At 70.3% G+C, this 13,811-nt stretch carries 10 protein-coding genes; 2 read left to right on the top strand and 8 right to left on the bottom strand.

What is annotated here, in order from left to right; all coding sequences use genetic code 11:
* The first annotated feature begins 44 nt into the window (after window positions 1-44).
* The gene (locus ACYVIO_RS06070) at window positions 45-2,177 is read left to right on the top strand and encodes an MMPL family transporter (RefSeq protein WP_460649654.1); all 2,133 of its coding nucleotides are present in this window, start codon (window positions 45-47) and stop codon (window positions 2,175-2,177) included.
* Between the two features lie 55 nt (window positions 2,178-2,232).
* Here the strand turns inward: ACYVIO_RS06070 and ACYVIO_RS06065 are convergent, their stop codons facing one another.
* The 8 genes from ACYVIO_RS06065 to ACYVIO_RS06030 form a co-directional block, all read right to left on the bottom strand.
* Entirely contained in the window at window positions 2,233-3,366 is a 1,134-nt protein-coding gene (locus ACYVIO_RS06065; protein ID WP_460649653.1) for an N-acetylmuramoyl-L-alanine amidase, read from the bottom strand.
* 57 nt (window positions 3,367-3,423) lie between these two features.
* Window positions 3,424-3,741, bottom strand: coding sequence for a thioredoxin (gene trxA / locus ACYVIO_RS06060; RefSeq protein WP_202867696.1), 318 nt, complete (start codon window positions 3,739-3,741; stop codon window positions 3,424-3,426).
* Between the two features lie 52 nt (window positions 3,742-3,793).
* Window positions 3,794-4,792, bottom strand: a complete 999-nt coding sequence (gene trxB, locus ACYVIO_RS06055; RefSeq protein ID WP_460649652.1) for a thioredoxin-disulfide reductase — start codon at window positions 4,790-4,792, stop codon at window positions 3,794-3,796.
* A gap of 118 nt (window positions 4,793-4,910) precedes the next feature.
* Window positions 4,911-5,666: an anti-sigma factor family protein gene (locus ACYVIO_RS06050; protein WP_460649651.1), complete on the bottom strand. Its 756-nt coding sequence runs from the start codon at window positions 5,664-5,666 to the stop codon at window positions 4,911-4,913.
* 112 nt (window positions 5,667-5,778) lie between these two features.
* Window positions 5,779-6,483, bottom strand: coding sequence for an RNA polymerase sigma factor SigM (gene sigM / locus ACYVIO_RS06045; RefSeq protein ID WP_460649650.1), 705 nt, complete (start codon window positions 6,481-6,483; stop codon window positions 5,779-5,781).
* Entirely contained in the window at window positions 6,480-8,120 is a 1,641-nt protein-coding gene (locus ACYVIO_RS06040; protein ID WP_460649649.1) for a protein kinase family protein, read from the bottom strand. The genes sigM and ACYVIO_RS06040 overlap by 4 nt, the downstream gene beginning before the upstream one ends.
* Window positions 8,121-8,278: 158 nt before the next feature.
* Complete coding sequence (gene murJ, locus ACYVIO_RS06035) at window positions 8,279-9,934, bottom strand: murein biosynthesis integral membrane protein MurJ (protein WP_460649648.1); 1,656 nt, start codon at window positions 9,932-9,934, stop codon at window positions 8,279-8,281.
* Complete coding sequence (locus ACYVIO_RS06030; protein WP_460649647.1) at window positions 9,927-12,269, bottom strand: DUF6049 family protein; 2,343 nt, start codon at window positions 12,267-12,269, stop codon at window positions 9,927-9,929. The genes murJ and ACYVIO_RS06030 overlap by 8 nt, the downstream gene beginning before the upstream one ends.
* Window positions 12,270-12,293: 24 nt before the next feature.
* Here ACYVIO_RS06030 and ACYVIO_RS06025 point away from each other — a divergent pair, with 24 nt between their 5' ends.
* On the top strand, window positions 12,294-13,763 hold the full coding sequence (locus ACYVIO_RS06025; RefSeq protein ID WP_460649646.1) for a CCA tRNA nucleotidyltransferase: 1,470 nt from the start codon (window positions 12,294-12,296) through the stop codon (window positions 13,761-13,763).
* The last annotated feature ends 48 nt before the right edge of the window (window positions 13,764-13,811 follow it).

The raw sequence follows: 13,811 nt of genomic DNA, 5'->3' as shown, positions 1-13,811 counted from the left end.
CAAATAGATAGAACGGCTACATGTAGCAAAGCGAGGCAGACACGATGACCGTCCAGACCCCCGTCCGGCCACCGACCAGTCCAGGACTGCTCCACCGCATCGCAGGCTGGGCGCAACGGCACGCAGGACCAGCCGTCGCCCTGTGGGTGCTCGCCCTGGTCGCGGTCACCGCCGCGTCGATGCTGGTCGGCAACGCGTACGAGAACGACAACTCGCTGCCCGGGACCGACTCCCAGCGCGTGATGGAGGTGCTCGATCAGCACCAGCCGCGCGGCACCGCCGACGAACTCCAGATCGTCCTGGCCGGAGACCTGAAAGCGCCGGCCACCAAGGCCCGCGTCGACGCGATGCTCGGCAAGGTCCGCGGCCTGCCGCACGTCGCCGACGTCGCCGATCCGTACGCCGGTCAAGGCACGCTCGCGGAGGACGGCCGTACGGCGTACTCGACGGTGACGCTCGACGGGACCGGGGTCGACCCGGCGGCCGTTCGCGCGATCATCACCGAGGCGCAAACCGCTGCACAGCAAGGGCTTCAGGTCGAGCTCGGCGGCGACGTCGTCCGGGAAGCGGCCGAGAGCGCCGGGGGAGCAGCCGAGGGCGCGGGCATCCTCGCCGCGCTGGTGATCCTCGTGTTCCTCTTCGGATCGTTGCTAGCGGCAACACTTCCGCTGCTGACCGCGGTCTTCGCCGTCGGCAGCACGCTCGGCCTGCTGGTGCTCGCGTCGCACCTGTTCACCGTGCCCGACTACACCGCGCCGGTGATGATGCTGGTCGGTCTCGGCGTCGGTATCGACTACGCGCTCCTGATCTTCTCCCGCTACCGCAGCGAGCTCAGGCACGGCGTCGAACGCCAGCGCGCCGTGGAGATCGCCCTCGACACTGCGGGTCGATCCGTTCTCTTCGCCGGCTGCACGGTCGTCATCGCCCTGCTCGGCCTACTGGCGCTGGGGCTCGGAGCCCTGCAGGGCATGGCGCTCGGCGTCACGCTGACCGTCCTGATGACGATGCTCGCCGCGATCACCCTCCTGCCCGCCCTTCTCACCCTGTTCGGCAAGCGGATCGAGCGCAGCGTCCTCAAGCACGCAGCCAAAGCACGCCGTACGCCGGGCGACGGCTGGCGCAAGCTCGCCGGGCTCGTGCAGCGCCGCCCGTGGACGCCGCTGCTGCTCGGTGTCACCGCGCTCGTCGTCCTCTGCCTGCCCGCGCTCGACCTGCGGCTCGGCTTCGCGGACGCCGGGACCGACGATCCGGCGAAGACCAGCCGGAAGGCGTACGACCTGCTGGCGCAAGGATTCGGGCCCGGCTCCAACGGTCCGCTGATCATCGTCACCGAAGGCGACCGCGCCGCCGCCGAGACGCTGAACCGCCGCCTGGCCACGGAGCCCGGGATCGCGGCGGTGACGCCGCCGCAGCCGAGCTCCGACGGTGCGATCTCCACCATGCTCGTCTTCCCGACCTCGGCTCCGCAGGACGAAGCAACCAACAGGTTGGTCGGAACGCTGCGCGAGAGCACCCTGCCGGCGGTCGCCGCGGAGACGAAGGCGACGTACCTGGTCGGCGGTTCGACGGCGGCCGCGGTCGACTTCGCCGACGCGGTCAGCAGCCGGCTGCCGATCTTCGTCCTGGTCGTGGTCGGATTGTCCGCACTGCTCCTGCTGGCGGTCTTCCGCTCGGTGCTGATCCCGCTCAAGGCGGCCGTGCTCAACCTGCTCAGCATCGGCGCCGCGCTCGGCGTCATCACGCTGGTCTTCCAGGAGGGTTGGTTCGGCGCGCAGCCCGGGCCGATCGAGGCGTTCGTGCCGGTGATGATCTTCGCGATCGTGTTCGGGCTCTCGATGGACTACGAGGTCTTCCTGATCTCCCGGATCCACGAGGAGTGGCGGCGCACGGGCGATCCGGTCCAGGCGGTCCGCGAAGGGCTGGCCAACACCGGCAGCGTGATCACCGCGGCGGCCGCGATCATGATCGTCGTCTTCGGGGCGTTCCTGCTGAGTCCGGACCGGATGCTGCAGCAGTTCGGGCTCGGTCTGGCGACCGCCGTACTGGTTGACGCGCTGCTGATCCGCTGCGTCGTCGTACCGTCGGTGCTGCGGCTGTTCGGGCGGCACGCGTGGTGGCTGCCCCGGCGGCTCGACCGGATCCTCCCGACGATCGCCCTGGAACGATCAGAAAACTGATCGTCCGGGCAGAAAAAGAGCCGCCCACCAGCAGGTGGGCGGCTCTCACAACAGCTCAGACAGTCAACTGACCGAAACGCAGCATGCCGGTCGCGGCGTCCTGCTCCGGCGGGAGGTAGACGCGCTGGATCGCGACCACGATCGCCTCGGCGACCACGTCACGGAACTCCGGGTCGGCCAGCCGGGACGCGTCGTGCGGGTTGGTCACGTACCCGATCTCGAGCCGTACGGCGGGCATCCGGGTCCGGCGCAGCAGGTCCCAGGTCTTCTGGTGGGTGCGGCAGTTCAGCAGGTCGGTCCGGGCGACGATCTCGCGCTGGACCAGCCCGGCGAACTGCTCACCGATGCTCGACGACGTCCCGTGCAGGTCGGCGCCGTAGTAGTACGTCGCGACGCCCTGGGCCTCGGGGTTCATCGAACCGTCGGTGTGCAGGGAGACGCAGAGGTTCGCGTCGGTCTCGTTCGCGAAGGCGGCCCGGGCCAGCTCGTCCGGGCCCTGGTCGCGACCACGCGACAGATAAGCCCGTACGCCGGTAGCGCCCAGCCGGCCCTCGATGCGAGCGGCCAGGTCGTAGGCCACGTCGGACTCCCGCAGCCCGAAGCCTTCCCAGCCGTAGTCGAAGCCGCCGTGGCCCGGGTCGATCACCACGGTCTTGCCGGACAGCCGCGGCCCCGCGGCACGAACGGCCTCCGCCGAACGCAGCGCGTCCGGACGGCCGCCGGTCGCCATCGGGCGGATCCGCTGCAGCGCCTTGAAGGTCGACGGGCCGCACGTGCCGTCGCCCGGCAGGCCCATGTTGCGCTGGAACTCGGTCACCGCGCGCTGGGTGTCGGCACCGAAGATGCCGTCCACCCGCGCCACGGCGAACCCGAGCTCCTGCAGCTTGGCCTGCAGCGCCAGCACGTCGTCGCCGGTCAGCGGGTGGGAGACGACGTACGTCAGCAGCCGGTCGCCCAGCCGCCAGCGCGCGTCGTCGATCGCCCGGTAGGTCTGCGGGCCGACGATGCCGTCGATCATCAGCCCGCGTTGCTGCTGGAAGCCCCGTACGGCGCGAGCGGTCGCCTCGTCGTAGACGAAGTGGTCGCCCGGTGCCAGCAGGCCCAGACGCTGCAGCTTGCCGATGATCTCGGCCACCGCCTCGCCGCTGTCACCGATCCGGTAGATCCGGGCGCCGTTGCTGGCTTCCATCAATGCTCCTTGCCGTGCGGCGGAATCGTGCCCTCCGGAAAGGGCAACTCAGGCAGATCAGCTCGTGAAGTCGGCCAGTTCCTTCAGCAGCGCGGCCTTCGGCTTCGCACCGACGATGGACTTGGCCAGTTCACCGTTCACGTAGACGTTGATGGTAGGGATACCGGTGACACGGTAGTTGCTCGGGGTGACCGGGTTCTCGTCCACGTTCATCTTCAGGAAGGTCAGCTTGTCGCTGTGGTCCTGCGCCAGCTCCTCCAGGATCGGGGAGACCTGGCGGCACGGGCCGCACCACTCGGCCCAGAAGTCCACCAGCACCGGCTTGTCGCTCTTCAGCACGGTCTGGTCGAACTCGGCATCGGTGACGGCATTCATCTTCTCGCCCACGGCGAACTCCTTAAGGGTTTGGTACTCGAGGTGGTGTAGGTCAGACGGAGACAGGCTCGGTGGCCGCGGCCGCCGACGCGGAGTCGCTGTGGCTCTCGGCGAACTCCAGCGTGGCCAGGAAGCGCTCGGCGTCCAGGGCCGCGGAACAGCCGGTGCCGGCCGCGGTGATGGCCTGGCGGTAGGTGTGGTCGACCAGGTCGCCGGCCGCGAAGACGCCCGGCAGGTTGGTCTCGGTGGTGCCCGGCTGGACCAGCACGTAGCCGTCCTCGTCCAGGTGCACCTGGCCCTTGACCAGCTCCGAGCGCGGGTCGTGACCGATCGCGATGAACAGACCGGTCACCGACAGGTCGCGCTTCTCACCGGTGACGGTGTCCGTCAGCTGTACGCCGGTCAGCTTGCCGTCGCCCTGGACCTCCGACACCGCGGAGTTCCACGCGAACTCGATCTTCTCGTTCGCGAAGGCGCGCTCGGCCATGATCTTGGACGCGCGCAGCTCGTCGCGACGGTGCACGATCGTCACCTTGTCGGCGAACCGGGTCAGGAAGGTGGCCTCCTCGATGGCGGTGTCACCACCACCGACGACGGCGATCTCGTGCTGCTTGAAGAAGAAGCCGTCACAGGTCGCACACCAGGACACACCGCGTCCGGACAGGGCCTCCTCGTTCGGCAGGCCCAGCTTGCGGTACCCCGAGCCCATCGCCAGGATCACGGTCTTGGCCTGGTGCACGGTGCCGGCCGAGTCGGTGACGGACTTGAGGTCACCGGTCAGGTCCACGCTGACGATGTCGTCGGGGACCAGCTCAGCGCCGAAGCGCTCGGCCTGGTCACGCATCTCCGACATCAGGTTCGGGCCCATGATGCCCTGCGCGAAGCCCGGGTAGTTCTCCACCTCGGTCGTCGTCATCAACGCGCCGCCGGCGGTCACCGAGCCCTCGAAGACCAGCGGCTCCAGCTGCGCCCGCGCGGCGTACACCGCAGCGGTGTAACCCGCGGGGCCCGAGCCGATGATGATCACGTTGCGAACGGCTGTGTCGCTCACGAATGGCCTTCCTAGCTTCCGTAAAGACTGGACGTCGTACTCAACGGATCCTAGAGGCCGACCATTCCCACGGTACCCACCGCGGCCGCTCGGCAAGCCAGGGGCTCACCGAACGGAATCAGCGGTTGCGCAGCGTGACAGTGGTCTCGTAGAACGGCGTCGCGATCCCGCCGGAACCGCTACATCCGGTCACCACGAAGATCTTGACCTCCCGGGCTGATCCGCCCGGCAGCCCGATCACCGTCGACCGCTTGCCGTCGACCGTCGCGGGCTGCACCAGCCGGAGCTCGGAGTCCGGCTGGGTGGAGGCGAACTGCTTGGCGCAGGCCAGCTCGTCCGCCTCACCGTGCAGGACCGGGCCGTTGGACCCGTCCAGCCAGCGCTGGGCGTCCGGACCGACCTGGTCGGTGGGGATGCTCGGCACCGAGGTCGGACTGCCGATCCCGGCGGCGCCTTCCTGGCTGTGGTCCGCAGTGGCCAGTACGACGCCGACCACACCGGCGCCGGCGATGACGACCACGGCAGCCGCCGCGAGCAGCAGCTTCGGCAGGTGCCGACGCGGCTCCTCACGGAGCTGCACCAGCGAGTGCACACCGACCGTCGAGGCGCGCAGCACGGACTCCGACGCGATCACGGCGTTCAGGTGCTCGGCCACGTCGGCCGGCATCGGGATGTCCATCCGGCCCTCGTCGGCCAGGTCCTCGGTCAGCTGCAGCAGTGCGTCGTACGTCTGCTGACAGTCCGGGCAGGCCTTCACGTGCTCCCGGGCGCTGTGCGCCTCGGGGGCGGGCAGCAGGTTCTCGATCAGGTCGGCGATGGTGTCGGTGTCGAGGTGCTCGAGGTGCTCACTGGTCGGCAGACCGGCGTCGGTCATGTGAGATCTGCCCCCTCGCGGGACGTGCGCAGTGTGGTCATCGGTGGAGTGCTCCGGTCGGGATGCGCGGACAGGTCGCGGGTGAGCGACTCTGCTTCGACGGGTGACCCGGTCATTCGGTTCCCACCGTTCCGGAACTGGTTGTCGCGGCCTTCCGAGGGGCTGGTCCGTCGTCCTCGCCGCTGCCGCCGCGGGTGGTCTGCCAGTGCCGCAGCAGCGGCAGCAGCTTGGCCCGTCCGCGCGCGCAGCGGCTCTTCACCGTGCCCGGCGCGCAACCGAGGATGGCGGCCGCCTCCTCGATCGAGTACCCCTCCATGTCGACCAGGACCAGCGCGCTGCGCTGGTCCACGTTGATCTGCTTCAGTGCGTTCAGCACGTCGAGCCGGCGCTCGCGAACCTCGGCCGGGTCGTCCTCGGCCGGGCCGGCCAGCTCGGCGGCGCGGTCCTCGTCCTCCGGCAGCGGGTCGGCGGCCCGCACCTGCCGGCGGCGGATCCGGTCCAGGCAGGCGTTCACGACGATCCGGTGCAGCCAGGTGGTCACCTTGGCGTCGCCGCGGAACGAGTCGGCCCGGCGGAACGCCGAGATGAACGCCTCCTGCAGCGCGTCGGCGGCCTCCTCGGGCTCGCCCAGCGTCCGGATCGCGACCGCCCACATCCGGTCCCGGTGCCGCTTGACCAGGTAGCCGAACGTGTCGGGGTTGCCGGCCACGTGCAGCCGGAGCAGCTCGTGGTCGTCCATCGCCTCGTAGCCCTGCGGCGGCACAGGCCCCGCGCCCGGGCTGGGGGGCGGTCCGATCCGGGTGATGTCGGAGGTCATTTCTGGATCTTGACCTCCGAGATCTCGCCGCGGTACCCGCCGCCCTCCTTGGGCAGTTTCGTCAGCCAGATCAGAACGTACCGCGACTGGACCGGCGCGGCCGGCTTCAGCTCGGCCGAGTCGTTCGCGTCCTTGGCCGAAGCCACCGACTTCCAGCCGCTCGCGGCGGTCGGCGAGACGTTCGGGTCGTCCTTGGGCACCATCAGGTCGAGGTCGGTGTCCTGACCGACCAGGCCGACCGTCACCTGCGACACGTTGGTGAGCTCGCCGAGGTCGTAGACGATCCCGACGCCGTCCTTCTGGCCGCCGAGGTCGGCACGCTTCTTGTACGACATCGTGGTCCACGTCGTACTGGGCTTGCCGTCGTAGGTGTTCTTGACGTCCTCGGGGTGCTCCTCGCCGTTGCCGTCCGGCGGCGGGTCGAAGTCCTTGGCGGCCGTGATCGCCGCGGCCTCGTTGGTGACCGGCGGCGGGCCCGAGCTCTGCGGCGCGTCCGGCGTCGTCTCGCTGCCGCTCTGCTCCTTGTTGATCGCGCCCTTCACCAGGAACTGCGCCATCAGTACGACGGACAGCAGCGCCAGCACCGCGAGCAGGATCAGGATCCGCCCACCCCAGCTGCCCCGGCGCCGCGGCTCGTCGGCCGGGGGCCGTCGTCGGCCGCCACCGTTCTGCGCGGGCTGCTGGCGCCGTACCGGCCGGGTCTCCTGGGTCGACGCGTACGCCGGCTGGGCCTGGCCGTTGCTGTGGGCGCGCGGCGGCGTCGGGTCGAGCGCGGGCGGCGGTGAGGCCGGGACGACCTGGGTCGCGTCGTCGATGCTGCCGTTCTGGCGGGCGACCGCGACGGTCTCGTCCATCTGGCTCGGCGGCTCGTGCGAGCTGCCGACGACACCGGACAGGGCGGCGGACAGTCCGGCCGCGCTGGTGATCACCGCGGCGTGGTGCCGGGGCGGGTCACCGAGCAGCCGGTCGGCGATGTCGTCGAGGGAACGCGGTACGCCGGCGCGAACCTGACGCGGACTGAGCAGCCGGCCGTGCTCGACCGGAGCGGGCTGCAGCCCCCAGGCCGGGGCCGGACCGGGCCAGCGGCCGGTCAGCGATGAGTAGAGGAGCTCGCCGAGCGCGCGGACGTCCTGCTCCGGCGTACCGGGGCCGGTGGAGCGCAGGGCGGCTTCGGTGGCCAGTCCGACGACCTTGATGGCACCGGCGTCGGTGACCACGACCGTGGCCGGGCTGATCGAGCCGTGCGAGTGGCCGGTGCGGTGCAGGTTCTCCAGCGCTTCGGAGACCTCGCGGGCCAGCCAACCGGCCTGCTGGCCGGTCAGCGGTCCGGCGCCGAGCATGCGCTCGAGCGGGCGTCCGCCGGCCCACTCGCGCACGCAGTAGGTGACGCCTTCGAACACGTCGCAGTCGAGCACGCGCAGGAAGCGCGGGTCGTTCGCGGCCGCGGCCCGCCGGGCCGCGTCGAAGAGGACGTTGGTCCGGGGGTCTCCCACCGGGAGGACGTCCACGACGACCGCTCGGCTGAGCACCTCGTCCACTGCCCGCCACACCCGCGCACCGTCGATCTCCGCGAGCAGCTCGGCGATCCGGTAGCGGCCGGCGAGCAGGGCACCAGGACTGACGGTCTGGTTCGACACGGTGTCTCTCGCCCTCCTCGATGCACTGGTCGGCCTGCGTCTCCGCTCCGGATCCGGTCGCGAGGACCCGGTTGCGAGCGGATGGCGGTCCGATCGCAGCCCCATGCTAGTGCCCTGGCCCACCCAACTGGCGGGCACGAGCGCACAAGCAGCCCGGATCAGGACCGGCGGGCCCTTCCGGGCAGCTTCGATGTGACCATGGACACCACGTCGGTGACCTCGTGGATCCGTAGTACCCGGGCCATCCCGACGTACACGGGCAGCATCACCACGGCGCCGATGCCCAGCTGCAGGATCGAGGCGACCGGGCCGCTCCACTCGACCTGCGCGTTCACGAGCGACAGCACCGCCCGGCCGATCCCGGCGCCGACCACCGCGGCGATCACCATCGCGAGCATCGGCAGGCCGATCCCGGCGCCGTGCACGCGCGGCACCTTGCGGGACAGCACGCGCCGCGAGATCACCACCGCGACCAGGTACGACAGCGCGTACGCCGCGCCGAGCATCACACCGCTGTAGCGCAGGTGCTCCTGGTCCAGCACCACGCGGACGCCGACCAGCGCGGCGGTGATGTTGGTGGCCGCGATCGCGACCTGCAGGAAGAACGGCGTACGGGTGTCCTCGAACGCGTAGAACGTACGCAGCTGGAAGTACTGCACCGTGTACGGCACCAGGCCGAGTGCCAGCGTCATCAGCGTGTACGCCATCAGCGTCAGGTTGTTCTTGCCGGAGCCGTAGCCGGCGATCACCGACACGATCGGGTGCGCGAACGCGACCATCGCGGCCGCGGCCGGTACGACGATCGCCAGCGTCTGCCGGATCGATCGCGCCGACAGCCGGGCCACCTCGGTGACGTCGCCGTCGGCGGCGAGCGAGGACATCTGCGGCATCGCGGCCGTGGCCAGCGACACCGTCACGATGCCGTGCGGCACCAGGATGATCAGCATCGCCGTGCTGTACGCGAACAGACCCGCCTTCGCGCCGGGGTCGTCGGTCGCGCTACCCGCGATCGCGAGCTGGGTGACGACGACGAGGGTCACCTGGTTCACCGCGACGAACATGACTGTCCACAGGCCGAGCTTCGCTGTGTGGCCGAGCCCGGTGCCGCGCAGGCCGAACTTCGGCCGGTAGTGGTGACCGCTGGCCCGCAGGTACGGCAGCAGGACGAGCAGCTGCACCGCGATCCCGACCGTGTGGCCCAGACCCAGCAGCAGCTCCTCGTTCGTGCTGTACGTCGCCGGGTTGTCGCCGGTGCGGTAGAGCAGCAGGAACGCGACGATCGAGCCGCAGGCGACGATGTTGTTCGCGATCGGCGCCCACATCATCGGGCCGAACCGGCGCCGCGCGTTCAGCACCTGGCCGACCAGCACGAACGCGCCGTAGAAGAAGATCTGCGGCAGGCAGAGCCGGACGAACATGATCATGTTCGCCTTCTCGGCCGCCCGGGACGGGTCGTGCAGCTCCTTGGGCAGGTACAGCTCGGCGATCGCCGGCGCCAGCAGCACGCAGCCGACGGTGACGATCGCCAGTACGACGAAGCCGAAGGTCAGCAGCCGGTTGGTGAAGTCCTGGCCGCCGTCGTCGTGGTTCTTGATCGCGCGGACCAGCTGCGGCACCAGCACGGTGTTGAACACCCCGCCGGCCAGCAGGATGTAGAGGCTGTTCGGGATCGTGTTCGCGGCGGTGAAGATGTCGCCGCGCAGCGCGGTGCCGATCGCGGCCGCGAGCAGGGCGATCCGGACGAATCCGAGCAGGCGGGACAGCACCGTCCCGGCTGCCATCACCGCCGCGGAACGCAGGGTGCGGTCAGCCATCCTTCGACCCGACTCCTTCTTTCAGACTCTCGGGGGTGATCCGCAGTGGTTCGACCGGGGCCAGTGGGTTCGGCTCGTCCGGGTGGGGGTCGATGCCGTTGGACGGCTCGTCCAAGGCCAGCGCCGCCGGGTCGATCGGGGCCGGGTGCAACGGGTCGTCGCCGGGCTCGGGCGTCGGGTTGCGTCGCTCGGAGCGCACCCGGCGGTAGATCCGGACCGCCGACGTACCGAACAGCAGGGCGACCGCGGAGCCGACCAGGATCCAGCCGACGCTGCCGTACTGCGCCGCCTGGATCACCAGCTCGCGGGAACTGCCGACCGGCAGCTCGTCGACCGTCACGATCTGGGCCTCGGCCCGGATCAGGCCGTTCTGCTCGGCGCTCGCGTCGATCTGGTAGGTCGCCTTCTGGCCCGGCGGGATGGTCCTGATCTGCACCGGGTCGATCCGCAGGTCGGACCGGTTGACCGAGCGGACGACGACCCGGACGCGGACCGAGAGCGGTAGTTCGTTGGCGATCGTCAGCGGGAACGTGCCCTTGCTGCCGGACAGGTTCACCTTGAGCTCACGGCCGTTGGCGCCGGCGTTGGTGACCAGGTGGACCTTGCCGAGCAGGTAGTTCACCGAGCTCAGCTCCGAGGTCGCGAACCGCTGCGACTCGTCGGGGAAGCCGCGCCAGCTGGTCGACGTACTGCGCAGCAGGGCACGGCGCAGGTTCTCGTCGGCGCGCGAGCGGTCGGTCAGCAGCGAGAGGTACGTCGTGGTCGCGTTCGCCAGCGACTTGACCTGCTGCAGCTGGTTCGAGGTCAGGCCGGGCGTGGAGCGCGGCACGTTCGGGCCCCTGGTCAGCACCAGCTTCGCCTGCGGGTGGGCCGGGTCGGCGCGGTAGAAGACGTCCAGCCCGACCGGAGTGGTCCACGGCAGCGCCAGACCACTGGCCAGCGCCGCCGTGCTCTGACCGGTCTCGTCCCAGCCTCGCGGCGGCAGCGCGACGACGGTGAGCTGGCCCTTGCCTGTCGAGGCGAGCAGAGCGGTCTCGGCGGCGAACCGCTGGCGGACCTGGATCGGGTCGTTCGCGGTCGTCGGGTCCGGGCCGCCGGCGGTCAGCGCCGAGTCGGCGATCACCGTGCGGACGCTCTTCACCGGGCCCTCGGGCGTCGTGACGTCGTACATCGGCGTCGGTGCCAGCGACGGGCGGGCGTCAGCGGTCCAGGAGGAGCTGGGGACCAGGTTGACGTCGTCGGGCTTCGTCCCGGCGTACCCGGTCGAGGCGGCGGCCAGGTTGCGGCTGCTGGCCGAGCCGTTCTCCAGCCAGAGGCCGGACTGGAAGTACTGCGGGCCGCCGAGGTTGAACTGCTCGGTCGCGGTCCGGGTCTGGCCGACCAGGTCGCGCAGCGGGGCGCCGCCGTCGATCAGGCTGCCGACGTCCGGGTCGCCGTACGGGAGCAGTACGACGGGGTTGCGGGCACGGCTGGCGTTGAACGCGCTGTACCAGGCGGCGGCGACCTTCTGGCCCTTGCCGGCCCGGGTCTGGCCGTTGTCGGTGACGCGGTAACCGGCGGCCATCCGCTTGACCTCGTCGAGCATCGCCGGGTCGACCAGCCAGGTGACCTTCTGGGTCTTGCCGATCGCGAGCAGCCGGCCGAGCTCACCGGTCGGCGCCAAGGCGTCTGCCAGCGACTCGTTCACAAACCGGTCGCCGGTCAGCAGCGTCGGGCGGTGCCGCAGCGGGATCACCAGGGCGGTGTTCACCTTGCGCGGCAGCGGCGTCGCGGGGATCACCGGCATCAGGGTCCGGGCCAGACCGACCGAGATCCGGCCGGTGTCACCGTCCTCGTTGGTGTAGTCGCCGCGGAAGCGGACGCCGACCGTGTAGGCACCGGGCAGCTTGGAGTTCAGCCCCCAGTCCGACCAGCGCACCACGAGCTTGAACGGGACCGTCGCCTTCGGGGCGAGCGGTGCGTCGTACTCCTGGAAGGTGGTGGAGTCGGAGTTGTTGAGACCGACGCAGTCGTTGCGCTCGTTGAGCGGCTGATCGGCCTCGGTCGGGACCGCGGCCAGCTGCGCGCGCGTGCTCAGCCGCTTGTCGACGATGCAGACCGCGGCCTGCGGGTTGCCCAGGGTGGCCGAGCTGGTGTTCGTGACCCGGCCGGTGATCACCACCTGGTCGCCGACCTTCGGTGCGGTCGGGGCGAAGGAGTCGATGGTCACGTCGACCACCGGGTCCTCGGCCGAGGGGCTCGCGACCGCGTCCGGGGCCGGCTGGGCCGCCACCGACGCAGCGATCACCAGGCTCGCGCCCACGCTCGCGCAGAGCCTCAGTCGCCGTCTGAACACGCCGTCACCGTAACCTAGTTCCCCGTGTCTCCTACTCCCGACCAGTCGCGCTCCTCCGGATCGCTGTCCGCCATCCAGCGGCAAGGCGTCCAGGCGCTGCTGAAGATCGCCCCGGTGGTCGACGAGCTGGGTGCCCGCTTCGACGCGGCCGGCCACGAGATCGCGCTGGTCGGAGGTCCTGTACGCGACATTCTCCTCGATCGTGGGAGCAAGGATCTCGACTTCGCCACCTCGGCCCGGCCCGACGTCGTCCAGCGGCTGCTGGCCGGCTGGGCCGACCACGTCTGGGACATCGGCAAGGCCTTCGGCACCATCGGCTGCCGCAAGGACGACTGGGTCCTGGAGATCACCACCTATCGCTCGGAGTCCTACGATCCCACCTCGCGCAAACCGGAGGTGGCCTACGGCGAGACGCTCGAGGACGATCTGGCGCGGCGAGACTTCGCCATGAACGCGATGGCGGTGCTGCTCCCGTCGCACCGCTTCGTCGACCCGTACGGCGGGCTCGAGGACGTCGCGAACAAGGTGATCCGGACGCCGGGCTCCCCGGAGGACTCGTTCTCGGACGACCCGCTGCGGATGATGCGGGCGGCCCGGTTCGCGGCGCAATTGGCGTTCACGCCCGACCCGGCGGTGGTCGAGGCGATGACCGCGATGGCCGACCGGATCGCGATCGTGTCGGCCGAGCGCGTCCGCGACGAGCTGGAGAAGCTGGTCTGCGCGCCGTACCCGCGGGTCGGTCTGGACCTGCTGGTGTCGACCGGGCTGGCCGACCACGTGCTGCCCGAGCTGCCGGCGCTGCGGCTCGAGCTGGACGAGCACCACCGGCACAAGGACGTCTACCAGCACTCGCTGACCGTGCTCGACCAGGCGATCGACCTGGAGCCACGGCTGGCCAAGGACGGGATCGAGGCGCCGGACTTCATCGTGCGGTTCGCCGCGCTGATCCACGACATCGGCAAGCCGAAGACGCGCAAGTTCGAGGGCGACGGCAAGGTCACCTTCCACCACCACGACGTGGTGGGCGCGAAGCTGGCCAAGAAGCGGATGCGCGCGCTGCGGTTCAGCAACGAGCAGATCGACGAGGTCGGCAAGCTGGTCGAGCTGCACCTGCGCTTCCACGGGTACGGCACCGGCGAGTGGACCGATTCCGCCGTCCGCCGGTACGTCCGCGACGCGGGCAAGCTGCTGAGTCGCCTGCACGTGCTGACCCGAGCCGACTCGACGACTCGGAACAAGCGCAAGGCGGACGCGCTGCGCTCGGCGTACGACGACCTGGAAGTGCGGATCGACCGGCTGCGCGAGCAGGAGGAGCTGGACTCGATCCGGCCCGACCTGGACGGCAACCAGATCATGGAGATCCTCGGGATCGGGCCTGGTCGCGAGGTCGGCGAGGCGTACAAGTTCCTGATGGAGCTGCGGATGGACCAGGGCGAGATCGGCGTCGACGCGGCGCGCGAGGCCTTGCTGGCCTGGTGGGGCGAGCGCGGCTGACCTGATCAGGGTGACCTGATCGTGGCCTGTGAGTTGTACACAGCTCTG

The organism is Kribbella endophytica, assembly GCF_054781295.1.
The sequence above is the reverse complement of the archived record's forward strand: the minus strand, read 5'-3'. Positions and strand labels throughout refer to the sequence as shown.

Bases quoted from the DNA above. Each gene is read 5' to 3' on its own strand.
- murJ (WP_460649648.1), bottom strand. From the start codon at position 9,934: ATGGCTGACCGCACCCTGCGTTCCGCGGCGGTGATGGCAGCCGGGACG.
- sigM (WP_460649650.1), bottom strand. From the start codon at position 6,483: ATGACCTCCGACATCACCCGGATCGGACCGCCCCCCAGCCCGGGCGCG.
- ACYVIO_RS06065 (WP_460649653.1), bottom strand. From the start codon at position 3,366: ATGGAAGCCAGCAACGGCGCCCGGATCTACCGGATCGGTGACAGCGGC.
- trxA (WP_202867696.1), bottom strand. From the start codon at position 3,741: ATGAATGCCGTCACCGATGCCGAGTTCGACCAGACCGTGCTGAAGAGC.
- ACYVIO_RS06050 (WP_460649651.1), bottom strand. From the start codon at position 5,666: ATGACCGACGCCGGTCTGCCGACCAGTGAGCACCTCGAGCACCTCGAC.
- ACYVIO_RS06070 (WP_460649654.1), top strand. From the start codon at position 45: ATGACCGTCCAGACCCCCGTCCGGCCACCGACCAGTCCAGGACTGCTC.